19 protein-coding genes and 4 pseudogenes are annotated in these 23,892 nt (G+C 61.5%); 9 read left to right on the top strand and 14 right to left on the bottom strand.

Annotated elements, in window-relative coordinates:
• Window positions 1-5: 5 nt before the first annotated feature.
• The 7 genes and pseudogenes from bphC to DN412_RS11715 all read left to right on the top strand — a co-directional run bounded on the left by bphC (window position 6) and on the right by DN412_RS11715 (window position 6,136).
• Window positions 6-881: a biphenyl-2,3-diol 1,2-dioxygenase gene (gene bphC, locus DN412_RS11750; RefSeq protein WP_115015357.1), complete on the top strand. Its 876-nt coding sequence runs from the start codon at window positions 6-8 to the stop codon at window positions 879-881.
• Window positions 882-944: 63 nt separating this feature from the next.
• Window positions 945-1,751 carry a toluene degradation hydratase TodJ gene (gene todJ / locus DN412_RS11745; RefSeq protein WP_115015352.1) on the top strand — a complete coding sequence of 269 codons (807 nt, stop codon included), beginning with the start codon at window positions 945-947 and terminating at the stop codon, window positions 1,749-1,751.
• A gap of 104 nt (window positions 1,752-1,855) precedes the next feature.
• On the top strand, window positions 1,856-2,806 hold the full coding sequence (locus tag DN412_RS11740) for an acetaldehyde dehydrogenase (acetylating) (protein ID WP_115015348.1): 951 nt from the start codon (window positions 1,856-1,858) through the stop codon (window positions 2,804-2,806).
• A 14-nt stretch (window positions 2,807-2,820) separates the two neighbouring features.
• On the top strand, window positions 2,821-3,879 hold the full coding sequence (gene dmpG / locus DN412_RS11735; protein WP_115015344.1) for a 4-hydroxy-2-oxovalerate aldolase: 1,059 nt from the start codon (window positions 2,821-2,823) through the stop codon (window positions 3,877-3,879).
• A 277-nt stretch (window positions 3,880-4,156) separates the two neighbouring features.
• Window positions 4,157-4,525: pseudogene (locus DN412_RS11730) on the top strand (IS4 family transposase); the annotation flags it as partial.
• A 123-nt stretch (window positions 4,526-4,648) separates the two neighbouring features.
• A complete protein-coding gene (locus DN412_RS11725) occupies window positions 4,649-5,338 on the top strand; it encodes an OmpW/AlkL family protein (protein ID WP_115015339.1) in 690 nt (229 codons plus the stop codon).
• 306 nt (window positions 5,339-5,644) lie between these two features.
• Window positions 5,645-6,136: a TetR/AcrR family transcriptional regulator gene (locus DN412_RS11715; protein ID WP_244222634.1), complete on the top strand. Its 492-nt coding sequence runs from the start codon at window positions 5,645-5,647 to the stop codon at window positions 6,134-6,136.
• Window positions 6,137-6,214: 78 nt separating this feature from the next.
• Here DN412_RS11715 and DN412_RS11710 read toward each other — a convergent pair whose 3' ends face one another.
• The 6 genes from DN412_RS11710 to DN412_RS11685 all read right to left on the bottom strand — a co-directional run bounded on the left by DN412_RS11710 (window position 6,215) and on the right by DN412_RS11685 (window position 12,777).
• Window positions 6,215-7,141: a ketopantoate reductase family protein gene (locus DN412_RS11710; RefSeq protein WP_115015329.1), complete on the bottom strand. Its 927-nt coding sequence runs from the start codon at window positions 7,139-7,141 to the stop codon at window positions 6,215-6,217.
• Between the two features lie 224 nt (window positions 7,142-7,365).
• Complete coding sequence (locus DN412_RS11705; protein WP_115015326.1) at window positions 7,366-8,952, bottom strand: solute symporter family protein; 1,587 nt, start codon at window positions 8,950-8,952, stop codon at window positions 7,366-7,368.
• The gene (locus DN412_RS11700; protein WP_115015322.1) at window positions 8,945-9,319 is read right to left on the bottom strand and encodes a DUF485 domain-containing protein; all 375 of its coding nucleotides are present in this window, start codon (window positions 9,317-9,319) and stop codon (window positions 8,945-8,947) included. Before DN412_RS11700 ends, DN412_RS11705 begins: the two co-directional genes overlap by 8 nt.
• A 52-nt stretch (window positions 9,320-9,371) precedes the next feature.
• The gene (gene fahA / locus DN412_RS11695) at window positions 9,372-10,694 is read right to left on the bottom strand and encodes a fumarylacetoacetase (RefSeq protein ID WP_115015319.1); all 1,323 of its coding nucleotides are present in this window, start codon (window positions 10,692-10,694) and stop codon (window positions 9,372-9,374) included.
• A gap of 80 nt (window positions 10,695-10,774) precedes the next feature.
• Window positions 10,775-12,004 carry a CaiB/BaiF CoA transferase family protein gene (locus DN412_RS11690; protein ID WP_115015315.1) on the bottom strand — a complete coding sequence of 410 codons (1,230 nt, stop codon included), beginning with the start codon at window positions 12,002-12,004 and terminating at the stop codon, window positions 10,775-10,777.
• 2 nt (window positions 12,005-12,006) lie between these two features.
• Window positions 12,007-12,777 (bottom strand): enoyl-CoA hydratase/isomerase family protein, encoded by a 771-nt coding sequence (locus DN412_RS11685; protein WP_115015312.1) that lies wholly within the window; start codon window positions 12,775-12,777, stop codon window positions 12,007-12,009.
• 449 nt (window positions 12,778-13,226) lie between these two features.
• Between DN412_RS11685 and DN412_RS11680 the strand changes: the two genes are divergently transcribed.
• Window positions 13,227-14,264 (top strand): AraC family transcriptional regulator, encoded by a 1,038-nt coding sequence (locus DN412_RS11680; protein ID WP_244222633.1) that lies wholly within the window; start codon window positions 13,227-13,229, stop codon window positions 14,262-14,264.
• Between the two features lie 430 nt (window positions 14,265-14,694).
• On the opposite strand, the pseudogene DN412_RS11675 reads toward DN412_RS11680, so the two are convergent.
• Both DN412_RS11675 and DN412_RS11670 read right to left on the bottom strand, forming a co-directional pair.
• Window positions 14,695-16,199, bottom strand: a pseudogene (locus DN412_RS11675) (tyrosine-type recombinase/integrase).
• Complete coding sequence (locus DN412_RS11670) at window positions 16,196-16,720, bottom strand: hypothetical protein (RefSeq protein WP_425267408.1); 525 nt, start codon at window positions 16,718-16,720, stop codon at window positions 16,196-16,198. Before DN412_RS11670 ends, DN412_RS11675 begins: the two are co-directional and overlap by 4 nt.
• Here DN412_RS11670 and DN412_RS11665 point away from each other — a divergent pair.
• The gene (locus tag DN412_RS11665; protein WP_244222632.1) at window positions 16,710-16,877 is read left to right on the top strand and encodes a hypothetical protein; all 168 of its coding nucleotides are present in this window, start codon (window positions 16,710-16,712) and stop codon (window positions 16,875-16,877) included. The genes DN412_RS11670 and DN412_RS11665 overlap by 11 nt on opposite strands.
• Window positions 16,878-16,890: 13 nt before the next feature.
• Here the strand turns inward: DN412_RS11665 and DN412_RS11660 are convergent, their stop codons facing one another.
• The 6 genes and pseudogenes from DN412_RS11660 to ltrA all read right to left on the bottom strand — a co-directional run bounded on the left by DN412_RS11660 (window position 16,891) and on the right by ltrA (window position 22,771).
• A complete protein-coding gene (locus DN412_RS11660; protein ID WP_244222631.1) occupies window positions 16,891-17,130 on the bottom strand; it encodes a ProQ/FinO family protein in 240 nt (79 codons plus the stop codon).
• 118 nt (window positions 17,131-17,248) lie between these two features.
• Window positions 17,249-17,470: a hypothetical protein gene (locus DN412_RS44030; protein ID WP_208647596.1), complete on the bottom strand. Its 222-nt coding sequence runs from the start codon at window positions 17,468-17,470 to the stop codon at window positions 17,249-17,251.
• 70 nt (window positions 17,471-17,540) lie between these two features.
• Window positions 17,541-18,207: pseudogene (gene bluB / locus DN412_RS11650) on the bottom strand (5,6-dimethylbenzimidazole synthase).
• Between the two features lie 124 nt (window positions 18,208-18,331).
• Window positions 18,332-19,448: pseudogene (locus tag DN412_RS11645) on the bottom strand (tyrosine-type recombinase/integrase).
• Window positions 19,449-19,995: 547 nt separating this feature from the next.
• Window positions 19,996-21,150: an IS110 family RNA-guided transposase gene (locus DN412_RS11640; RefSeq protein ID WP_115015303.1), complete on the bottom strand. Its 1,155-nt coding sequence runs from the start codon at window positions 21,148-21,150 to the stop codon at window positions 19,996-19,998.
• A 109-nt stretch (window positions 21,151-21,259) separates the two neighbouring features.
• Window positions 21,260-22,771 (bottom strand): group II intron reverse transcriptase/maturase, encoded by a 1,512-nt coding sequence (gene ltrA / locus DN412_RS11635; protein WP_115015300.1) that lies wholly within the window; start codon window positions 22,769-22,771, stop codon window positions 21,260-21,262.
• Window positions 22,772-23,892: the final 1,121 nt, after the last annotated feature.

Raw genomic sequence — 23,892 nt, 5'->3', positions numbered from 1 at the left:
CGGATATGAGCATTCAACGCCTTGGGTATCTCGGATTCGAAGTAACGGATGTATCTGCGTGGCGCTCGTTCGTCACGGGCAAGCTGGGCGCGATGGAGGGCGCTGTCACCGAAGCGCAGGCGCAGTTCCGGACCGATTCACGCGACTGGCGGCTCTCCGTTACCCAGGGCCCCTCCGACGATTATCTCTTTGCGGGCTACGAGGTCGAAGACGATAAAGCGCTCTACCGAGTGCAGGAACGTCTGGAGAGTCACGGCGTCGAGGTAAAGGTTGAAGGTGCCGATTTGGTCGCGAAGCGGGGCGTGCTCGGGTTGCTTTCCTGCGCCGATCCATTCGGAAACCGGGTCGAAGTTTACTACGGTGCAACCGAGCGATTCGAGCAACCGTTTGTTTCTCCGCTCGGCGTATCGGGATTTCAAACCGGGGATCAGGGCCTCGGTCACTATGTCCTGAGCGTTCAGGATATGGACGCCGCGCTCAGTTTCTATACCGATGCGATCGGCATGAAGCTGTCAGACATTATTGACTGGAAGCTCAACGCTGAGCTGAGTACCACTCTCTATTTTCTGCATTGCAACGGCCGTCATCACACACTGGCATTGGCAAAGCTGCCGGGGGCGAAAAAACTCCATCACTTCATGCTGCAAAGCGAGGGGCTGGACGATGTCGGTTTCGCCTATGACAGGTTTGATGCCGAGGGTGCCCTCGTTACGACGCTCGGCCGCCACACCAACGATCACATGTTTTCGTTTTATGGGGCGACGCCATCGGGCTTCGCCGTCGAGTTTGGCTGGGGCGCTCGCGATGTGGAGGTCGGCTGGTCCGTGGTCCGCTACGACCGTATCAGCGTATGGGGACATAAGCTCGTCGGTCGCATATAAGACACTGCTGCGCAATCCCGCGCGCGGCGATCATCGAAACCAGGAACTCATGAGAAGGGTGCAATGAATCAACCGGATACGGCATTAGCCCGCACAGCACTTGAAGCCGCCGATCTTCTGTACGAGGCCGAGCTCAAGGGAGTGGCCATACCTCCGGTGCGGTCTCTAATCGGCGAAACCGATTTGAAGCTGGCCTATGCAGTGCAGGAAATCAACACGCGACGGGCATTGGAGGCAGGCCGCCGCCTCGTGGGTCGAAAAATCGGTCTGACGTCCGCGGCCGTACAAAAGCAGCTTGGGGTGGGGCAGCCGGACTACGGCATGCTGTTTGCCGATATGGCGCGCGTCGAAGGCGAGGAGATCGTACTCAAGGACGTACTTCAGCCAAAGGTCGAAGCAGAGATTGCGTTTGTTTTCGGGCGAGATCTTGACGCAGATCAACTGACGGTGGCTGATCTGTTTCAGGCCATCGATTTTGCGGTGCCAGCCATCGAGATCGTGGGTTCCAGGGTACTTAACTGGGACATTCGCATCACGGACACCATCGCGGATAACGCATCGTCCGGACTTTATGTGTTGGGGTCCAAGCCGACTCGGCTCTGCGATTTCGACGCACGCCATGCAGGCATGACGATGGAGAGGTCCGGTGTATTGGTGTCGTCTGGTGCTGGATCGGCTTGCCTAGGATCGCCGCTCAATTCCACACTGTGGCTGGCGACAGTCATGGCTCGGGCCGGCTATCCACTGCGCGCCGGTGACACAGTGCTCTCCGGTGCGCTGGGGCCCATGGTGCCGGTGCTGGGAGGTGACGTATTTGACGTGTGCATTGCCGGTCTGGGGTCGGTAACCGCGGCGTTCGAAAAAGAGTAAGACGGCGTCGTGGGAGTGCAATCTGCAGGAATGAACCCTGGCTCATTCGCACAGGCTTGGGCGTTCACCCGAACGCGAAACAAACTGACTCAAGGAACATCACCATGACCCGTAAATTCAAAGCTGCCATTATCGGTAGCGGCAACATTGGCACGGATTTGATGATTAAAATCCTGCGTCATGGTCGCCACATCGAGATGGGCGCCATGGTTGGCATCGACCCGAAGAGCGACGGCCTTGACCGAGCTGCGCGCCTCGGCGTGGCGACGACACACGAGGGCGTCGAAGGTCTCGCACGTCTGCCCGTATTCGACGAAATCGACCTTGTCTTCGACGCTACCAGTGCGAGCGCTCATGTCAAGAACGATGCCTTCCTGCGTACACTCAAACCCGGCATCCGCATGGTTGACCTCACGCCGGCAGCCATTGGTCCTTATTGCATTCCCGTCGTCAACGGCGCGGCGCATCTCGATGCGACCAACGTCAACATGGTCACCTGCGGCGGGCAAGCCACTATCCCAATGGTTGCGGCTGTTTCGCGCGTCGCCACGGTGCAATACGGAGAAATCGTCGCATCGATTTCAAGCAAGAGCGCCGGCCCGGGTACGCGCGCCAACATCGACGAGTTCACTGAGACAACGTCGAAGGCAATTGAGGTGGTCGGTGGTGCTCGTAGAGGCAAGGCTGTGATCGTATTGAATCCGGCTGAACCGCCGCTGATCATGCGCGATACGGTCTACACGCTCAGTGACTTCGTTGACCAGGACTTAATCGCTGACTCGGTCGAACGCATGGTCGCCGACGTACAAGCCTATGTGCCAGGCTACCGGCTGAAGCAGGCGGTTCAGTTTGATCGTATAGAGGCAAACCAGCCCATCAACATTCCGGGCGTTGGTCAGCGTATGAGCGGTCTGAAAACCTCCATTTTTCTCGAAGTCGAGGGCGCAGCTCACTACCTTCCTTCGTACGCCGGCAATCTTGACATCATGACCAGTGCGGCGTTGCATACCGCCGAGTCGATGGCCTCGCGCGTGCGTTCTGTTGCCACTGTCTAACAACAGGAAAGATCATGACCAAGAAAATCTACATCTCCGATGTGACGCTGCGCGATGGTAGCCATGCGATCCGTCATCAATACTCGATCGAGCACGTGCGGACCATCGCCCAAGCACTCGACAGCGCTAAGGTGGACAGCATCGAAGTCGCGCACGGCGATGGCCTGCAAGGTTCAAGCTTCAACTACGGTTTCGGAGCTCATGGCGACGTGGAGTGGATTGAAGCCGTCGCCGACGTGGTGTCGCACGCCAAAATCGCGACACTGCTGATACCGGGCATTGGCACGATTCACGACCTGAAGGCCGCTTACGACGCCGGGGCACGTGTAGTCCGGGTGGCTACGCACTGTACCGAAGCCGACATCTCAAAACAACATATCGAATACGCGCGTGAATTAGGTATGGACACGGTCGGCTTTCTCATGATGAGCCACATGACGACGCCTGATCGTCTGGCCGTTGAGGCGAAGAAGATGGAGGGCTATGGCGCGACCTGTATCTACGTTGTGGACTCGGGTGGTGCGTTGACAATGACAGACGTGCGAGAACGCTTCCGCGCGTTGAAGGCGGTGCTGGATCCGAAGACAGAAACGGGCATGCATGCGCACCACAATCTGTCTCTTGGCGTTGCGAATTCCATTGTCGCCGTGGAGGAAGGCTGCGACCGCGTCGACGCGTCGCTGGCGGGAATGGGAGCGGGCGCCGGCAATGCACCACTCGAAGCGTTTATCGCTGCGGCTGACAGGATGGGTTGGAATCATGGTACCGATCTGTATCGGTTAATGGATGCAGCCGATGACATCGTCCGTCCTCTGCAAGATCGTCCTGTGCGGGTGGATCGAGAGACGCTTGCGCTCGGTTATGCCGGAGTGTATTCGAGCTTTTTACGCCACAGCGAAGCGGCCGCCCATAAGTATGGCGTAAAAACGGTAGACATCCTTGTCGAACTTGGTCGCCGACGCATGGTCGGTGGGCAGGAGGACATGATTGTGGACGTGGCGTTGGATCTGCTCAAACGGCAAGATCGTGAATGTGCGACAGAAAGGCAGCGACGAACGAGCGTCGTCGATTGAAGTAGCACCAGCCCCGATCGGATAGAGATGCGCATAATAATATTATCCGAGTGAGTTATTGTCGTTACGAATTATTCCATTCCGGAGATTCGCAAGTTTCGAATAAGGCGGCGTCCGCGGTTTGACAGCCACCCACGCCCCCGCCTCGTTGCCCATTCGCTCTGAAAATCCAAGAGTAAACGCGAGTCTGCGTCGGTTTACAACCCCTTATCCCTCGACATTCATCAACTTCTGCCTCGAACCATCGCTCTGGCCGGCCGTACTTCTAATGGAATGGAAAAACGGCTTCAAAGTGGAAGCGTTACAGCTCTCGCACATGGATCGAGTCGAACGTGCGCTCGTGCTGTACATGGTGGTCTTGTGGCGTATTGCGCGACTGATGCGCCTGGGCAGAACCTGCCCTGAGCTGGATGCGTCGCTGTTCTTTGATGCCGACGAGATACGGGGTGCCTATCTACTGGCGAAGAAGCCGCGCCCTCCAAAGCCACCCACGCTCAATCAAATGATTCGCCTGATTGCATCACTGGGTGGCTTCTTGGGCCGCAAGAGCGATGGCGAGCCCGGCGCAAAGACGCTCTGGATCGGCTTGCAGCGAACCGTGGATGCTGCCGCCACAATTCAGGCTCTACGCTACGAAGGCGCATGACTTCTGTAAAACGAGATGGTTTGACAGGCCTTGTGACTGCTCGTGCGCAAGAAACTAGGGGTGGCAATAAGTCAAATTGTCAATGTCAATCGGAGTATAAATTTTAAATAAACGGAGACGAAGATGGAATGCAAGACGGAAAGGTCGAAAATAAAAATATACAAGTGTTGTTTTGTTGTGCTTAGTATTATTCCAGCGGTCACCAGTGCTCAAAATGTGACACTCCAGTCGGATAACAGCCGCTGGTGGATCCGTGCGGGTGGCGCATGGGCGGCATTCAATGCAGGCGCGGATATGAAGGCAGGTGGCCAGTTGATCCCAGGAGCAAGCCTGGACGTGAAAAACAATGCAACATTCATGGCCGAATTCGGCTACCGGATAACGCCAAGTGTGTCTTTGGGTTTTACCGTTGGCATACCGCCTACAACGACAATGAGTGGGACGGGAACCGTAGCAGGTGTGGGGAAGCTTGGCGAAGTGAAGTATGGCCCGGCAGTATTGACACTTCAGTACCAGTTTCAGGCGCTTGCTCCTTACAATCTGTACCCCTATCTGGGTGCCGGCGTTACATACGTTAAGATATTCGACACCTCCGACGGTGCTGTCTCCGACTTTCAGGCGCGCAATGCGTGGGGTGGGGTGGGCCAGGCTGGATTGGAGTACCGGCTGACGAAACACGTTGGAATCTTTGTTGACGTTAAGAAATTCATCCTGCGCACCAGAGCAACGGGATATCTTGGGCAGGTGCCGGTCCATGCCTCCGCGCGTCTCGACCCCGTCATGCTAGCGGCCGGTATTGCATTCCGCTTCTAGATTCTCTGTCGCTTGCCCACGCTCGAACGTACCGACCCGGTTACGTGGCGCACGCCGCGTCGTTCAGGTGGGCGTAGGGCTTGTCGCCGCCCACCGGCACCATGTAGGCCTGATACAGCTCCCACTGCGACTTGACTACTTCGGCCGAGGCGGGCGGATCCTGGTCCTGGCGCAGGTGGCGGCGGGCCCAGAAGGCGCGGCCAGCCTCTTTGGCCTCTTGCGAACGGCCAAAGAACAGGAAGAGGAAATCGTCTGGTCGAAACGGCAGCGCGGCTGTTCCGCGAGCATGGATTCGAAGGCATCGGCGTGGCCGAGCTGATGAAGCACGCCGGCTTTACCCATGGCGGCTTCTACAACCATTTCGCTTCGAAGGAGGCGCTGGCCGTCAAGGCGGTGAACTTCGCCTTCCGGCAGCGGGCCGCCGAGGTGACGCCCGGTGATGGGATCGACAAGATCTTGCGGCGCTACATCTCGGACGAACACCTCAATCAGCGCGGTGAATCCTGTCCCATCGCCGGCCTGGGCAGCGATGCGGCGCTCCACCAGACGGAGGAAGTCAAGGCGGTCTTCCGCGAAGGGATCGAAGCCCTGATCCGCACTTACGAGGCCGCGCTTAGCGACCGGGCGACGCTGTCGCACGAGTCGCGGCGCGCGCTGGCAATGAACGTGCTGGCCAAAGCAGTCGGCGCGGTCGTGATGGCGCGCGCCGTGCCTGCCGGCGATCCGCTGTCCCATGAAATCCTGGAAACCTGCCTGGCCGGCGCGCTTGCCGATGTCGCACCGCGCGCCGGCGGGTGAACTGCGAGCTCTGCCGCCGGTGTCCGGCAAATCACTGGAGAATCTGCACCTCAAACCCCGTTTATCGGGTTAACATTTCTAGCGGGACGCGGCAATCTTGTTCCGGTAGACGCGCAGATGGACTGCAGCAGCCGAAAGCAGCGGTGCTTTAAGGCCGACCTGCTCACCCCGGCATATCAAGTCACCAAGGATCTGTTCAACCTCGACATCGCGCCCGCTCAGGAGATCGCGGAACATAGACGAGGCGAGCGGCGAGCCCTTCCTCGTCAGCTGCTGCTGCGCCTCTTTCACAAAGTCAGTCGACGGCGTTTCCCCAACAGCCGCAACAATCGCAACAATTTCAGCGAGTAGGTTCATGACGAAAGAGGTGCCCCCTTCAGTCGCCTCGATTTCACCGACCGTGCCACGCATAAGGCAGGTGAGCGCACCAAGGCCAGCAAGCAAAATCCACTTCTCCCACATTTCACGGTGTATGACAGGAGAAAGCCTCGCGCCGATCGATGCGCCTTGCATAAATCGGTCAAGGGCGTTGATGCGGGCTGTCGTCTTGCCGTCAAGTTCGCCATAAGCAAAATCCTGGAGCGGGTTGAGTTGCACGATGCTGCCATCGTTCTCCAGGATCGTTGCTACCTTTAAAGCGCATCCGATCAAATTGTTGGTCGAAAAACGCCGGGCAAGCGCTTCCAGGTGCTGCATTCCGTTAAGCACTGGCAGGATCATTGTCTCTGGGCCAATAGCGGGCGCGATGTCGTTAAAAACAGCCTGGAGTTGGAATGCTTTAACTGTCAACAATACCGCGCCGTAATGTTCGGTGATGTCGGCGGCAGTGCAAACTTTCGGACGCAGCGTTGCGTCGCCGTGCGGACTAACGATCCGCAGTCCTTGTTCCCGCAGTTGTGCGGCTCGTGCGGCTCGCACCAGAAAGGTAACGTCGCGTCCAGCTTCGATAAGTCGCCCTCCAAGATACCCGCCTGTAGAACCAGCACCCACGATAAGCAAACGCATGTCTCTTTCCTCTCATACGATGAAATGAAGAAGTTCACTTGGTGTCGAAGGACGACCAGGCACGCGCGCTCGGTTTTATGCGGCTCGGATCTGTCGTGCTTTCCTACGGAATGCTGTAGACATGTGAAAGCTGGCGAAGGTGATGCCGTTATCCGATATGAAGGGCTGTTGATTGCCCTGCCGCTCGGCGCTTTTAGTCATGCACGCTATCGTTCTTTTTCGAATCAATGTTCCGATGCGGCTTCCGCACCGAGACCGCTCAGCATGCGAAGCTGCTGCGCGTCGAAGAAATCGTCGCCGACGGTACGGCGTGTCGTGACCGATCCGAGCCAACCCGCGAAGAAGCCGATGGGAATGCTGAAGAGACCGGGATTCGAGAGCCAGAACGGCGGCGTGGTGTCCTTGAAAATGATGCCTTTCGCGCCGATCACCGCAGGCCCGATCAATACCAGGCCGATGGAGGACAGCGTGCCGGCCAGTACCGCCGCCACCGCGCCGCGATCCGAAAAGCGCCGCCAGTACATCGAGAAAAGAATCACCGGCAGATTGGCGCTGGCCGCGATAGCGAACGCGAGTCCGACGAGAAATGCGACGTTGAAGGTCTTGACCAGCAATGCGAGTCCCATCGCCGCGACACCGAAAACGATGGTGGCGACCTTCGCAATCACCACCTGCCTGCGTTCCTTGTCGCGAGAACTCGCGAAGAAATGACCGAAGATATCGTGCGAGATGGTCGAGGCCGACGAGATCATGATGCCCGAGACCACCGCGAGAATCGTTGCGAAGGCAATGGCCGACACACAGGCGAGCAGGAGTTCGCCACCGGCCGAACCGGAGCCGCCGCCGAGCGTGGTCGCGAGTAACATGATGGTGCTATTGCCGGAGCTCTTGGTCGCGAGAATCGCGGCCGGTCCGACGATTGCCGTTGCGGAAAAGCCGAGCAGAATGATCATGGCCGCGAAAGACACCATGACGATCAGCCCGATCTTCGCGGATTTTCTGGCCGCGACGGCCGACGGCACCGTATAGAACCGCGTCATCACATGTGGCAGACCGGCCGTGCCGAGCACGAGAGCAAGCGCGAGCGACAGCGTATCCAGCGGGTCCTTGAAGTAGCCGCCTGGCACGAAGTACTGCACCGGATGCAGCGACGAGATGCGGGCCTTGTGAAACAACGCGCCGACGTCGAAGGAAAAATACGCGAGCGCAAGCACGACGAGCACCGCGCCGGCACACCATACGAGGATGGCCTTGACGATCTGCACGTAAGTGGCCGCCACCATGCCGCCGAACAGCACGTACGCGATCATGAGCACGCCGATCAGCACGATCGCGGCATTGGCGCCGATCGGCAGCAGCAGACTTGCCAGCGCGCCGCCGCCGACCAGTTGCGCGAGCAAATAAGCCAGCGAAATAAGCAGGGAAGAACCCGACGTGGCCGCGCGCACGCCGCGACTGCGCAGGCGAAGCGCGACGACATCGGACAGCGTGTACTTGCCGCAATTCCTGACTGGCTCGGCGACGATCAGCATGATCATGATCCATCCGGCGATAAAACCGACTTGATAGACGATGCCATCAAAGCCGAACAGCGACACGAGTCCCGTCACGCCGAGAAACGACCCGGCCGACATGAAGTCGCCGGCCAGCGCGAGTCCGTTCTGAAACGGCGACAGATTGCGTCCGGCCACGAAGAACCCGGACATTCCGCGCGAGCGCCGCGCGCTCCATGCGGTCAGCACGAGACTGAGCCCGATAAATCCCAGGAAGGCGATGATTCTGAGTCCGCCATGACTGATGAAGTTATTCATGCCGGTCACCATTCGATTGTGCAAATGCGTTGCGGAGAAGGTCGGACGCTTTCGGGTCGTACGCGCGCTCCGCCCAGGAGCAATAGCCCCAGAAAGTCGCGGTGACCAGCACGAACTGAACGACCACCGCGAGCAGTCCGAGATTGAGCTCGCCGTAGACGGACAAGGACATCACGTCGGGAAACTCGAGCACGACGATCAACAGGCCGAAGTAGATGCCCAGCGAGGCATACAGCAAGGACCAGACGAAACGGTTGCGGAAGCGCGAAAGCATCTGCGTTCTTTCGACGAGAGACGGACTGGACGATCCGACTTTCGTCACGTTTTGCCTTTCGAATTCCGCGTTGATTGATTCCATCGATTGCATGTCGGGTCTCCTCCGTTATGGTGTCCGTGACGGACATCTGAATGGCAAATCGCTAGACCTTGGCCGGTAGTACTTCGCCGCGGCTCTCGCCGAAGCCGATTCGCGCGAAGCCCGGTTTCTCGCAGTAGCCGCGCAGAATGATGGCGTCGCCGTCTTCCACGTAGCTGCGTTTTTCGCCCGTATTCAGCGTGACCGGTTCGCTTGTGTTGCGTGCCAGTTCCATCAACGCGCCGGCCTCCGATCTCTCCGGGCCCGACACCGTGCCGCTGCCAAGCAGATCGCCCGCGCGCAGATTGCAGCCGTTCACGGCGTGATGCGCGACCATCTGGGCGACGCTCCAGTACTGATGTTTGAAACTGGTGTGCGAGAGTTGCGAGGCCGGAAGCTGGCCGGCGCGATGTCGCGCCGTCTCCATCCAGACTTCCAGTTGAATATCGATCGCGCCCGCCATCCTGTTCCGATCGGAGTCCAGGTATGGCAGCGGCTTTGGATCAGTAGCGGGGCGCGCCAGCGGAAGCCTGAACGGCGCCAGCGCTTCCATCGTCACGATCCACGGTGAAATGGTGGTGGCGAAGTTCTTGGCCAGAAACGGGCCTAATGGCTGCATTTCCCACGCCTGGATATCGCGCGCGGACCAGTCGTTGAGCAGGCATAAGCCGAACACGTGACTGTCGGCCTGGTCGAGTTCGATCGGTTCTCCGGCGGCGTTGCCCTGTCCGATGTAGATGCCGAGTTCGAGTTCGTAGTCGAGCTTGAGCGACGGCGAGAAGATCGGCGCGTCGCTGCCGGGAAGCATGATTTGCCCCGCTGGGCGCACGAACTTCTGACCGCTCAACCCAATGCTCGACACCCGGCCATGATACGCAATCGGTATCGACTTGAAGTTGGCGCCCACGCCGCTCAGGCCGAGCAACTTGCTGATGTTGGTCGCGTGATACAGCGAGGTGTAGAAATCTGTATAGTCGCCGATCCGCGCGGGCAAACCGCATTCCACGTCCGTTAGCGGAATCAAACACGCCTCGATTGCCGCGCGATCGTCGGACGGCGCGTGTTCGTGAAGCGCGGAGAATAGTGCGTGCCGCAATGCGCGCCACGCGGACGGTCCCATCCCGAAGAATGCGTTGAGCACGGGCTGGCCGCATGCCCGCGCGGCGTCGGCGGCGGTACCGTTCAGACCCGCGCGGGATGCCCACGCGGCGATATCGAGCGCCTGATCACCAATGGCGACCGCGCCGCGAAACGCTTCGTCAGTGTTCTTTCGACGGAGCACCGCGTAGGGCAGATTCTGGATGGGAAAGTCGGCCGCCGGTGCATTCGCGGACTCGATCCAACTGCGCGCGGCGGGATCGTGAGTCTGATTCAAAGGCTGTTGCATGTTCGTCCCGTTTCTATCGGGTGATGGCGCGAGCCGGTCAATGATTGACCGGGCTCGTTCACGTGCGTGTGGTATCGCGCTCAGTCGAACGGCTTCGCGGGGCTGTGCCGGCTCAGGAGGATGCCGCGTTCCTGCAAGTCCTGGATGAACGCGGCGCTGAGCTTGCGCTCGGCCAGTAATTCCGCGTTGTGTTCGCCCTGAAACGCGGGGCTGCCCGGCTGCGGCAACTCGGACTCGCTGAAATGCCACGGCGCGCCGGGCATGCGTGTCGTGCCGCCGGAGCGGTCGTCGACATCGACCAGCGCACCCCATTCCTGCACCCATTCGGAATCGGCGAATTCGTTGACGCTGCGGACCACGCCAATCGCGAGGCCGCCTTCGCTCACTTGGGCCTGGAGCAGATCGAGATCGTTGAAGGTGAGAATCCACGCGCGGACTTCGGCGAGCAGATCGGCAATGTTTTGCCGACGCAGCAGAGCCGTGCCGAAACGCGGGTCGCTCAGCAGATCGTTGCGACGCATCATCGCGCAGTAGCGGTTGAACATCGGCGTGTAGATCGGGCTGCCCGCGATGGTGAGTTGGCGGCCATCCGGCAGATCGAAGATGTGCGAATCGGGCGCCGAAAGAATGATCGGTTCGCCTTCGGTATCGATCTCCGACAATTGCGCGCCCAGGCGTTCGTTGACGGACAGCATGGTGGCGGCCATCGACACATCCACATACTGCCCCTGACCCGTTCGCGCGCGATGCTGAAGCGCAGCCAGAATTCCGATCACGCCGTGCAGGCCGGTGTACATGTCGGCGTGGCTGCACGCGTCGTTACGGACTTCGGTGAGCGCATCGCCGAAATGGTTCTGAACGATATCCGTCAATCCGGACTCCGCCTGCACGGTCGGCGCGAACGCGGGACGGTTTCGCCAGGTCGTCGATTGCCCGTAGCCGCTCAGCGACGCATAGATCACGGACGGATTGAATGCGCGCACCTGTTCATAGCCGAGACCGAATCGTTCCAGCGTACCGGGCCGGAAATTCTCGACGATGATGTCCGCGTCGCGGCACATATCGGCCATGATCTCGCGAGCCTCAGGAAAGTTGAGGTCGAGACTGAGGCTGCGTTTGCCGGCATTCTGCTGCACGTAATACAGCGACATGTCGCCGATGTGCGGCATGCTCACGCGGCCTATGTCGCCGGACGGCGGCTCGATCTTGGTGACGGTCGCGCCGAGGTCGAGCAGCGTTTTAGTGCAGTGCGGTCCGGCCAGAACACGGGTGAAGTCGATCACGCGAATGCCTTGGAGCGGTGCTGACATGATCAATCTCCCTTGAATTCGGCGGTTCCCGGTCCGGTCGAAAAGAACGCGGCGAAACCTCTTTCGCGGTCGGCCGTTTGCCAGATCGTGTTATTGGCATTGATCTGCTCCAGGTCGGCGCTGTGTACGCCGCCGCTCGCGGCGAGATTCGCGAGCCGCTTGATGCCGTTGAGCACTTTGGTCGGTCCCGCGGCCAGTTGACGGGCAAACGACATGGCGGCCGTCAGGAGTTCGGCTTCGGCCACGACGTGATTGACGATGCCCCAGCGTTCGAACGATTCAGCCGAATGCCGGCGCCCGATCAGCGAAATCTCCTTGGCGCGTGCGACACCCGCTCGCTGAACGAGCCGTTGAGCACCGCCTAGCAGCGGAATCAGCCCCACGATACTTTCGACCTGGCCGAAATAGGCCGTGTCCGCGGCAACGATCATGTCGCAAGTCAGTGCCAGTTCGAGGCCGCCGCCAAGCGCCGCGCCATGAACGGCGGCGATAGTCGGGACCGGCGTGTTTTCCAGTACATCGAAGAATTCGAAGAGCTGCTCCTCGCTGTGCTGGATCACGGTCTTGCCATTGGTGAACGTGCTCATTTCGGCGCCGGCCGAAAAGTGCCGCATCTCGCTCTTGAGCACGATCGCGCGGGCGCCGTCGGCAATGGCTGTGCGATACGCGGCGAGCAGATCGCCAATCATCGCGTCGTCGATCAGGTTGTGCGGCGGTTTGGCGAGGGCAATGATGCCAACGGCGCCGTCCATTTCAATTTTTACTGTGCTCATGGTTCTCTCTGCAAGTTTCGACAGGCGGAGCAAAGACGCCAACTCGATGTCGCTTCGAGCGGCTTTCGCGGCGCTGCATTCGTGGGGGGAATCCGGCTGAAGTGACCGATGCCAATGAGTTACGCTGCAGCCGTGCCGGATCGGACTAGTGCGGCGCGTTGCGTTGCGGCGTGAACGGGGCGGATTGCGCCATGCGGAAGGTTCGGATCCGCACCGGTCAGGGTTGTTACTAGTGCGCGGTAGAAGTTCGCTGAGGGCTTCATGGCTTGTCTCCATCTATTTTTCGGCTTGTGCCGTTGACGGTTACTATCTCATCGAGGTGACGGCGCGGCGACGTTCAACCCTGCCAACTTCCATGTCAAAATGTGCCAAGCTTGCCCAACGGCGAGCGGAAAAGTATGCGAGCATAGGCACTCATTGGAGTGAGACGTATCGTGCGACCCTCGAAAATGATCACGCCGCTGCATCCCGATCTGGACGCGCCCACGCAGAGTCTTCTCGGGTTGGCTGCGCTTGCCGCCGAACTCGCGGCCGAAGGCGTTTCTGTCGATAAACTGTTTGCGAATACCGGCGTCAACGCCAGCCAGATGGAGGATTCGCAGGCGCGGATGTCGCATCGCCAGCGCATTGCGATTTATCGGAATGCGCTGCGACTGGCAACACGCGCCGACGTGGGATTGCTCGCAGGTGCGCGCCAGCGGATCAGCGATTTCGGCATCTACGGCTATGCGATGGTCAGCAGCACGACCTTTGGCGACGCACTGAAGTTCAGCGTCGAAAATGTCAGGATGGCCGGCGCGGTATTGCAGATCAGCTATTCGACGGAGGGCAATACCGGCATTCTGAGCAGCCATGGGCTCGCATCGCTCGGCGACATGTTGCCTTTCGTCGCCGAATTCTGGCGAAGCTCGATGACCGTGTTATTCAGCCGGGTACTGGAAGCGCCATTTCCATCGAAGCGGATGGTCATGGCGTATCCCGCGCCGCCGCATTGGCGCAACTACGAAAGAATGTTCGATTGCCCGGTGGAGTTCGGTGCCGATTCCATGGAGTGGCATTTCGACGTGAACGTGCTGGACCGTCCGTGTCCGAACGCTAATCCGATTACCGCGCAGATCTGCCAGCAATTGTGCGATCGCATTCTCGAAGAAGGAGACGGCATTTCCGAGTTGCCGCGACAGATTCGTATGGCGTGCCTGAATACGCCGGGCGTGTTTCCTTCTGCAGAGAAGATGGCGGCGCAACTCGGCATGTCGCTCAGAACTTTGCACCGTCGTTTGGCCGACGATCACTACTCGTACCAAGCGCTGCTGAACGACGTCCGCCGGTCGCTCGCCATTGAGTTTCTTGAAAACACGCGGCTTCCCATCGATCAGGTGGCCGAGAGAATCGGATTTTCCGATGCAGCGAGTTTTCGGCGATCTTTCAGAAAATGGACTGGAAACTCGCCAAGTTTCTATCGGAAGGGTACGGGCGAGCGCCGGTGACCAAGGGGTCGACGGACGTTAGGGTGGTCGTCGTCGGACCGAGTGCGGCACTTCGATCTCGATGGTCTCGGGTCTCTGATGTTTCAACGACCGGCGGCAAGGGGGCGATTGTCGTCGTCGCAGCACGCGGCCATGAAGGGACGCTCACTTATGTTCGCTGAACGTATGACAGCAGCGCGCAATCGACGACGCGCTGCTGTCGCACATCGCGCCGCTCGGCTGGAATCACATCAACATGACTGGCGATCATGTGTGGCACACCAACAAACGCGTCGCCAAGGTGGACTGGACGATTTCGACCGATACGCACAGCCAGATCTGTCAGGACCAAGTGTTAGCGTAGGGTCACTGCTCCCCGGATGATCGTGCGGCGTTCAGTTCGAATCGACCGACCCTCGCCATGCCAGCCTTCCCCTGGTTTTCGGCCTGCTCAATCCTCATACTGCAACGGCCCGGCGAAAGTCTGCTCCACAAAGGTCCTCAGCTGGCTCAGGTCGGTTCGGGCGTAGGCCGCCGTGGTCTGCACCGAGGCGTGCCCGAGCAACGCCTGCGCGGCGGGCAGCGGCACGCTGGTGGTCGACCACCAGCGTGCGCGCATAGGCGTGGCGCAGCCAGTGCGGCGACGCCGCACGCAATAGCAGCGCCTGCGCCGGCTCGCGTGCCTGCAGGCCATCGGCCACGGCCGCAAAGATGGCCTTGACCTCCCGGTACAGGCCTGCCGACTGCAGTGCTTCGCCCTTGTGGCCGTGGATCACCGGCAGCGCTTCGTGCACGGGCGGCTCGGTCGGCAGGCCGCGGGCGCATCGGTAGGCGCGCAGCACCGCGACGCACGGGGTCGGCAGCGGGATGGCCCTGGGCTTGCGCCCCTTGCCGCAGACATAGAGGGTCCAGCGCCCGGGCGCTTCCGCCTCCAGCCGAGGCAGCCCCGTCTCGGCCGACCAGGCCAGTTCCGCCAGGCGCACGCCGGCGTAGCGGTACAGCGCCCAGATCGCGCGCCGCCGCTGTGCCGTCAGGGTGTTGGCGACGTCAGGCTCCGGCGCGTCGAGCCAGGCGTCGCACGCGGCCAGCAGCGCCGGCGGGAGCAGCCGCGTCGGGGCGAAGCCGGCGCGCGCGGCTGCCCGCGGACAGGCCGGCGGCCGGGTTGGCGTGCAGGTAGCCGGTGTCGTACCAGTAGCGGTAGCAGCTCGCCACCACCGCCAGCGCACGTGTGCGCGTGGCCTCCGACCGGGGCGGCCGGGCGCCCGTTGTATGGCCCTCGCCGTGCTGCAGCGCGTGCCGGTAAGCGAGCAGCTGCTGGCGCTTCAGGTCGGACAGGGGCCCGAGCTGGCGGGCCCCGCACCAGCGCATCAGGCGGCGCAGTTCGGCGCCATAGGCGCGCAGCGTGTGGGGCGAGCGCCCGGCCCGCTCGCGCAGGAAGAGCGCCAGCGCCTGCGCGTCGTCGGCGGCGCCGAGCGTGTTGGCGGCGGCGTGCGGCTGGGCGAAGCGGCCGGCGCGGGCGAGCCACGCCAGTTCCGCCGGGCCATGGGTAGCCAGCCACGAACTCGGCGCGGCCGGCCCCGTCGCCTGCGCAGCCGCCGGCACCGCGGCTTCCTTCCCGGAGGAGGCGCCAGACCGGAAGCGGCGCCGGTGCGTGTGCAGCAGCCGCGCGAGCACCGTCTGCGGGCTGGGCGCTTGGTTTGCCGATACTGTGCGCAGGCGCCCGCGCTCCCAGTATTCGACCGCCCCATCGTGCGCCAGCAGCAGCTTGAGCACGACCGGCTGCGCGGCCTTGGCCTCGGCCAGCGAGCCGTAGCGGCGCTTGATGCGCGCTAGCGTCCAGTGCGCGTAGACCGCGTGCCCCAGCGCCTCGGACAGGTAGGCGAGCGCCGCCTCGACCGTGTCGGGCAACGCGCGCGGCGGTACCGCCGCGGTGTCGATCCAGTCGGCCGGGGTCATGGCTGCGCGGACCGCTTGGCGGTCGCCTTGCCCGTCGACCAAGGCGCGCGCGCCTTGGTCGGTGGTGGCGCCACGGCCAGGGTCGCGCGCAGCAGCTCGTCGAGCTGGGCGCGCTGACTGGCGGTGACGGCCTTGAGCGCGCTCGCCTCGCCGGCGGCGCTCTGACGCGCCGCCCGCTCGCTGGCCAGGTCCGCGTCGAGGCGCGCGCGCTCCTGCTCGAGCGCGGCAATGCGCCGCTCGGCAAACTTGAGCTGCGCCGCCAGTTGGGCGCGCTCGGCATGCACCGCGTCGCGCTGGTGCGCGGTCTCCTGCAGCAGCTGCTTCGACAGCGCCTCGTAGCGCGCCTGGATGGTGGCGACCGCCTCGGCGTGGGCGCGCTCGCCCGTCGTGGCGCGCTCCTGCGCCGCTACCAGCGCCGCGTCCAGCTGACCAACCCGGCTGGCCAGCTGTTCGGCGCGGGCGGTCATCGTGGCCAGCGCGGCGCGCGCCTCGGCCAGCGCGGTCGAGGTGGTGCGTCTCAAGCGAGAGGCGCAGGCGGCGGTAGAGGCCAGCGAGGCCGCGCGTACCGAAGCCGAGCTGCGGGTCGAGCTGCTGCGCCAGGAACTCACGGAGACCCGCCAGGCCCTGGCCACGCGCGATCGATGGCTATCAGCCCGGACTCGAGGCGGGCACGCGTAGCGGGCGGCCGGAGTCATCCGGCCAGATCCACCCGCGATGCGCCTTCGATGAAGCAAGCCCAGTAGCGGGTGCCGCGACACCAGATCCGGATCGCCTCGCGCAATTCAGCCTCGCTCAGGGAGAGGTCCAGCGCGCATGGGAGGAGGTCCTCGAAGATGCGGATCTTGAGCGGTACCTTGGGTGACGGGTTCTTCGGAAAGGCTAGCGGAAAACTCCGTTGCAGCCTGGCTTCCCGCACCCTGGCCCGCTTCAAGCCGCCACGCGGGTGCGCCTTACGTCTTCCCGACCCACCCAATACGATGCCGCTCCTGGGTGGCCTCGTGCCGCGCATCCTCTTCGCAGGTCGACCAGGCCGAACACTTCCTTCAGAATCAGGTGGCAGCGGAATCAGGTGGCAGCGCCTCGCGTGACAGGGCCTTGTCGCGGCCCGTCTCACGGCAGATCACGGGCAGCACCAGTGGACGCGCTTCTCCGGGCTGCGGGGTGGGCGCCAGCCCATGGGCGCGGGTGTAGCGCGGCAGCTCGGCGATCAGCTCGTCGGTGGCCGGCACAGCCGGGACTGGTTGCCCTTGTTGCCGCGGCTTACGCGACAACGCGTCTCATATCGGTCGACTTCATGATGGCCATCGTGATTTTCTAAGAACACAATTGCCGGATCAATAATCAGCCCGGGGCGATTGGGGAGCTGGGGTTGGTCCAGCCATTCTCGAACACCATCTCGTCCAGCGATTGCCGTCTGGCCCAGCCTTCCTGTTCCAGCATCGGCTTCTCATAGAAGGTGTCGACCTGGCCGAGGCACAGCACAGCCACTGGCCGGGCACCGGGCGGCAGCCGCAGCAGCCGGCCAAGCTGTTCCGGGTCGAACAAGGAAACCCAGCCCACGCCGATTCCCTCCGCGCGCGCAGCAAGCCAGAGGTTCTGGATGGCGCAGGCCACCGAAGCGAGATCCATGTCCGGCATGGTGCGCCGACCGAAGATATGCCGCTCACGTCCATCCATCAGCGCTGCCACCAGGACTTCCCCGCAGTCCAGGATGCCCTCTACCTTGAGTCGCATGAACTCGTCCTCGCGTTCGCCCAGGGCGATCGCGGTGCGCTGGCGTTCGGCATCGACCAGCGCGTGGACCTGCGTTCTCAGGCTCCTGTCAGTGATGCGGATGAAGCGCCAGGGTTGCATGAAGCCGACGCTGGGGGCGAGATGCGCCGCGTGCAACAAGCGTTCCAGCAAGGCAGGATCGAGCGGGTCCGGCCGAAAGTGGCGCATGTCGACGCTCCCGGATGACGCGATAGACGGCGGCAATTTCACTGTCGCTGTAGCGATATGGGTTCATGGCTTGAATAGCGTGGTGGTGGCGCTTGGGCGGGAGCGAAAGTCGCAATGCAGGGAGCTTGCCTCGATGGTACCGTGACGGATAGACGGCTTCGCGCTGTGCGGTGTTGCGATGCGGGCTCATCCTAGGTCTTGCTGGTCCAGCCGATCCGGTGCCGCTCCTGCGTCGCCGCGTGTCGCGCATCCTCTTCGCTGTGCAGGTAAGCGCTGGTGGTGGCGATCGAGGCATGGCCAAAGTTGTCGCGCACGAAACGCAGGTCGACCTGCTGGTCGGTCATGTGCGAGCCGGCGGTGTGGCGCAGCCAGTGCGCCGAGGCGCTGGCCAGGACATCGGCCTGCGCTTCCCACTCGGGCCCGCGCGCCCGCAGGCGCTCGGCCGCCATGCCGAACACCGCTTTCAGAATCAGGTGCAGGGCCCCGCGTGACAGGGCCTTCTCGCGACCCGTCTCACGGCCGATCACCGACAGCACCAACGGGCGCGTTTCCCCAGGCTGCGGGTTAGGCGGCAGTCCATGGGCGCGGCGGTAGCGCGCCAGTTCGGCGATGAGCTCGTCGGAGGCCGGTACCAGGCGCACCTTGTTGCCCTTGCCGGTCACCTCCAGCCACCAGCGCTCGATGCCCTGGGCATCGCGCCGGCAGAAGAACGCACCCATGGTCGTGGCTGTCAATTCGGACGCCCGCAAGCCACCCAGATAGAGCACGGTCAGTATCCATCGGCAGCGCGCCGCATGCAGGCGCTCGCGCGCGGTGGCGGTCGGCATCGCCGCGACGGTGTCTTTCACGGTCGCCCACCAATCATGGCTCAGGTAGCGCGTGATGCGCGGCCTGGTGGGCGCGCGCCGGCGGCGGGCGAGCGCGAGCGGGTTGCCAGCCAGGTAGCCGGCCTCGGTCAGCCAGGCGAAGAGGGCGTTCAGGATCACCATCGCCTGGCGCACGCTGCCGGCCGACAACGACCCGGCAAAGGGGCGCCAGTCCGAATGGCTGCGCGCGAGCTTCTTGCTGCCGCTCGACCTCGCGCCGGTAGGTGGCGAGTGTCGCCGCGCTATCGGCATAGCGCGCGAGCCAGGCGGTGACGGCAGCCAGGTCGTCGGCCGCGGCGATCCGCGTGGCCGTGGCGGGGGCGCGGTTGCTGCCGGCCGCGCCGGACAGCGCCGACGGCAGTCGCAGCTGCTCCAGCGGCGTGGGCAATGCGGCAAGGAGGCCGGACGCAGGCGGGGAGGGCGGATGGGCGGGCGATTCCAAGGTCGGGTCACGTCAGTGAAACTAATTTTGTTCCCGTCATGGGCACGGAAAATAAGGGCAACCAGAGGGTCGAGTCGGGTAGCAGCGGCGCATTGCTGCGCCGCCGCCCCCTTCTATGAGCAGGGAGCTGTCAAGGTGTTTCGCATATTGATTCGTGAAGTTATTGGCTCCTTCTACAACGACTAGGCGAGTTCCCCTCCCTTGCCCTTGCTGCCATCTGTTGGTGAGCGCGTGCTATTGCGCTCACCAACATGCACGCTGCATTCAGGGCTCAGCAACTGGCGACAAGCACATTTATGTTCGCGTTTGAAGCCGGTGGCGCTCGTGAGACGATTCAGCACCTCACAACCTTCTATCCGCTGGCGGTTTACCAGCCCTATCCTGCATGCGCGCTGCGCCCGAACCTTGTCCGGGTGACATGCCCCATCTAAGAATCGGTTGCGTCGGCAACCCAGGGGGCGGACGGGCATGTCCACTTCAACCACGGCAACAGTCAGTGATCCGATTGTCGCGTCCCTCACTATCTACTTTCGGCCTGCAATATGGCTCAAGCCGGTTTCATCTGTGCACCATCAGGAATGACGCCATCCTTCAGGTAGCGCCATAGGGCAATTACCAGTCGCCGCGCCACTGCGACGATGGCGATCCGCCGTGCCCGACGATTGGGGCCCGTACTTTGGGTGCGCTGGTTGAACCACTGCGTGAGCACACTGCCGGGCTGATGGCGCAGCCACTGCCAAGCGGTCTCGATAAGCTGCGTGCGAACCCATCGGTTGCCTTGTTTGCTAATGCCCTGGTCTACCCGACTCTCGCCACTGTCGTACGGCTGGGGCACCAGGCCGACGCACGCACCGACCTGCCGCCGATTGCTGAACTCGCGCCAGAAGAGTTCGAGGGCTAGACGCGATGCACCAATGTGGCCAATGCCCTTGAGTTGTGTCAGGTGATCGATGCGCTCGCGCACTGGCACCGGCAGAAGCTCTTGCAATGTCCCCTCCAGCGTGGCGAGTTGACGTTGGACCAGCGCGAGCCGTTCAGTCTCGCGTAGCAACCGCTCGCGCAATTCCGCCGGCAGGGCCGCGCCGTCGTGACAGGTGATCTCATCGCGTTCGAGCCGCTCGGCGAAGGCCTTGTGATCGACCTCGTTCCAGCAACCGTAGGTGACCAGCAGTTTTCTCATGCGGTCACGGTGCTGCAGGACTTCCTTTTTCAGTTGACCTCGATCACGCATCAGATGGCGTGAGGCCTCATCCTGTGGCGAGGGTACACGAACGACGTGCATGCGATCGCGCTCGCCGCGCAGCCACGCTCGCAGGTTGATGACCAGTTTGATGACATCAAGCCGGTCCGTCTTCGCGCGACGCTTGTGACGTTCAACCGGGATGCTCGCGGGATCGACGACATAACATTCGATCCCGCGAGCCCGTAGTGCCCGGTAGATCCAGAACCCGTCCTGGCCGGCCTCGTAGCTCACCACAATGCGTACGTCTGCTGGTAGCGACCATTTCTCCTTTTGCCGTTCGATCAGGTCCAGCATCGCCTGCAGGCGCGCCAGGGCCTGCGGTTGCGTCACCGTATGTACCGCCGGCTTCTCCCGAAGCCCGTCGTGCAGCGCAACCTTCCACTTCCCGACGGCCAGTTCGAGCGACACCGCCAGTATGACTTCCCCGGCACGGAGCTTCGATACCTGATTTGCGCACATGATCCTCTCCTTTGAGCAGGGCCTGGACTCGCTGATTCTACGAGTCAGTTGAGCACCTCCTGCTACATAGGATCTAAGAACCGTACGGGCGGGTCACCCCGCATACGGCTCAAGCCATTCCCTCAGCACCTTTGTGGGCACCGGGCCGCTCGGCGGAGCGTGTCGCGGTTCGACGGCGGACGAAGTACGTGTTCCATGCCAGGTCATACGGATTGGCCAGTCCACGGATCTTGACGTGTCGCCGTATGGCAACCGTCGCTGCGCGGAAGAGTGGCAGGCCATGGGGAGCCCCCGCGGTGGAACCCTTCGTTGCAAAAATCCAGTCCCGGTTCCCGTCATGCCGGAAGTACCGTTGCTTGACCCACCGGGCTCCTTTCATGGGGTGGCGACGCTTCGCCCAATTCCAGAGCCGTAGCCAAATGTGCGAGTCTATCGAGGAGAAGATCGCTTTCGACACGATGTGGCGATGATACTGGGCCCATCCGCGGATGACCGGGTTAAGCTGGCGTATCAACGCCTCCTGCGTGCCGCTCGCGTTGTTCTTGATGATCGCCCCGACCTTCTCAGTCAGCGACTTGATGCTCTTTTTCGCTGGCTTGATCAGCAGTTTGCCGTTGTACTTGCGTACATTCTGGCCGAGGAAATCGAAACCCTCCGCTATGTGTGTGATTCTGGTTTTCTCTTCCGAGAGTTCCAGACCTCGGGCAGCCATGAACTGCCTGACTGCGGGAAGTACCTTGAGTTGCAGCACATCTTTCGATACACCAGTCACCACAAAGTCATCGGCATAGCGGACGACGTTGAGTTGGGCCGTTTGGCGGGCAAGTCTGGATGTTCCCACACTTGCGTAGACTGCGGCTTCAAGCCCATCCAACGCCATGTTCGCGATCACTGGCGAGATGATACCCCCTTGGGGTGTACCAGCCCGTGATTCGAACAAGGTTCCTTCATCGATATATCCGGCCTCAAGCCATTTGCGCAGGATCTCCTTATCCATCGGTATGTGCTCGAGGAACCATGAATGACTGAAACTGTCGAAACAGCCTCGGATATCCCCCTCAAGAACCCACTCCGGCGACCTACGCTTAGCCAGAGTGATGAAGCACTGTGCGATGGCATCGGCGGTCGAGCGCTCGGGCCGAAAGCCGTAGGAATTGGCATCAGCAAGGGTCTCCGCGACGGGTTCCAGGGCGAGCTTCCACAAAGCCTGCATCGACCGGCACCGCATACACGGGATTCCTAGCGGGCGCTTTTTCCCATTACTCTTGGGAATATAAACACGTCGCAACGGCATCGCACGATAGCCGCGATGTCGCAGCGACAACACTCCTTTCCATTTGGCCGCCGGAGATGACCAGATCCTGCCGTCCACCCCCGGCGTCCTCTTACCACGATTTTCCGTCACTCGTTTCACGGCCAACATCTTGCCGTTATGCGAGCGGGTCAGCAGGCGTTGCAAGACTTTCACCTTGCCCCACCGGCCGGCCCGGGCGGCCTTGGCGATACGCACCTGAAGTCGTTTCACCTCCGCCTCGATATGCGGCCAGTTTGCCTGATCCCACATCGGTGCAGCGCGCGAGGGCGCACCAGTTCCGGACGCTTTCGCATCGTTCGCCGTCATCTGCTTTCCCTCATATAACGATTTGTCAAAGTTCTTTCGCCACGAATGACCATGCGGAAGTCTGCCCGCTTTCGCGTCGGGTAGTGTCGCAACCCGTATCCCGTCCATTACAGACAGGCGTTCGCTTTCTCCGCACTCCTTTACCCGCAGCGCCAACAGCGTTCCTCGCGGTTCGCCTGCCGTTACCGGCAGCGCTACGGGCTTACCCTGTTCCGCATGAATTTCCGAGCGGGGCGGACCCTTCCTTTTCGCCGGCGGCTTTCGTCCATGGTGGCCAATGTCACAGTGGCCACTCCATACCGCATACCGTTTTGGTTCAAGCCTTTCAGCACGTTTGGCTTGGTCTAATTAACGACGTTTATCGGAAGTTCACATGTGTTGGTCGTACCCGCTCATCCCTAGCACCTCTCCGCCTTCGTGCTGGCAGATTCCGCTTCGCCTCGCGGCTTGGCGTACCGGTTATCCGGCGGCTACGTTGTCCCCAGAGCTTCACACCGAGCTGTTACCGGCTCCGCATGTCTGGGTAGGGAACGGTTGATGGAACAACCGGTTTCATCCAGTCATCAATTCTCCTGTGAAACAGAAACTCAAGCGACTTTCAGGTCGCACGGAACAAAATTAGTTTAGAAATGGATACAAAGTTAGTTTAACCAACGAGTTGCGTCAGTGAAACTAATTTTGTTCCCGTCATGGACACGGAAAATAAGGGCAACCAGAGGGTCGCGTAACAAAATTAGTTTAAAAAGTTGAAAGACAAATTGTTCCTTCGGCCGACAGTTAAACTAATATTGTATCCTTGCCCACGTTCCGGCACATCCTTGCCTTGCAGGCTCCCGCGATAGCGCCCTATGGTTCATAGCGATTGGGCCATAGGCGATGGTGGCCATTTGTGCTGGAACCTCCATGGAAGTCCGCGACGCTGACGACAGCTGTCATTGCTCCCGCCGCACAATCGGCAGGAGAGCCATCGACACCTCGCTCTGGGCAAGCCCGGATGAAGGCATTCCCTTATACAGAAGTAGGACCGCCTCGGCAGCCGAGCATGTAGCCTGAGGCTGCGAAATTTCGAGGTAAGGGGTTGTTAACTTCGCCAGACTCGCGTTTACTCTCGAATTTTCGCG

Origin of the sequence: Cupriavidus lacunae (genome assembly GCF_003353055.1) — a bacterium.
In the GTDB taxonomy this organism is placed as follows: domain Bacteria; phylum Pseudomonadota; class Gammaproteobacteria; order Burkholderiales; family Burkholderiaceae; genus Cupriavidus; species Cupriavidus lacunae.
This window is presented reverse-complemented; position numbering and strand designations above follow the sequence as displayed.

What these genes read in the sequence shown, in the direction of transcription:
- DN412_RS11685 (WP_115015312.1), bottom strand. Translation starts at nt 12,777, where the DNA reads ATGAGCACAGTAAAAATTGAAATGGACGGCGCCGTTGGCATCATTGCC.
- dmpG (WP_115015344.1), top strand. Translation starts at nt 2,821, where the DNA reads ATGACCAAGAAAATCTACATCTCCGATGTGACGCTGCGCGATGGTAGC.
- DN412_RS11740 (WP_115015348.1), top strand. Translation starts at nt 1,856, where the DNA reads ATGACCCGTAAATTCAAAGCTGCCATTATCGGTAGCGGCAACATTGGC.
- DN412_RS11710 (WP_115015329.1), bottom strand. Translation starts at nt 7,141, where the DNA reads ATGCGTTTGCTTATCGTGGGTGCTGGTTCTACAGGCGGGTATCTTGGA.
- DN412_RS11680 (WP_244222633.1), top strand. Translation starts at nt 13,227, where the DNA reads ATGATCACGCCGCTGCATCCCGATCTGGACGCGCCCACGCAGAGTCTT.
- todJ (WP_115015352.1), top strand. Translation starts at nt 945, where the DNA reads ATGAATCAACCGGATACGGCATTAGCCCGCACAGCACTTGAAGCCGCC.
- DN412_RS11705 (WP_115015326.1), bottom strand. Translation starts at nt 8,952, where the DNA reads ATGAATAACTTCATCAGTCATGGCGGACTCAGAATCATCGCCTTCCTG.
- bphC (WP_115015357.1), top strand. Translation starts at nt 6, where the DNA reads ATGAGCATTCAACGCCTTGGGTATCTCGGATTCGAAGTAACGGATGTA.
- DN412_RS11640 (WP_115015303.1), bottom strand. Translation starts at nt 21,150, where the DNA reads ATGTGCGCAAATCAGGTATCGAAGCTCCGTGCCGGGGAAGTCATACTG.
- fahA (WP_115015319.1), bottom strand. Translation starts at nt 10,694, where the DNA reads ATGCAACAGCCTTTGAATCAGACTCACGATCCCGCCGCGCGCAGTTGG.
- DN412_RS11700 (WP_115015322.1), bottom strand. Translation starts at nt 9,319, where the DNA reads ATGCAATCGATGGAATCAATCAACGCGGAATTCGAAAGGCAAAACGTG.
- DN412_RS11690 (WP_115015315.1), bottom strand. Translation starts at nt 12,004, where the DNA reads ATGTCAGCACCGCTCCAAGGCATTCGCGTGATCGACTTCACCCGTGTT.
- DN412_RS11725 (WP_115015339.1), top strand. Translation starts at nt 4,649, where the DNA reads ATGGAATGCAAGACGGAAAGGTCGAAAATAAAAATATACAAGTGTTGT.
- ltrA (WP_115015300.1), bottom strand. Translation starts at nt 22,771, where the DNA reads ATGACGGCGAACGATGCGAAAGCGTCCGGAACTGGTGCGCCCTCGCGC.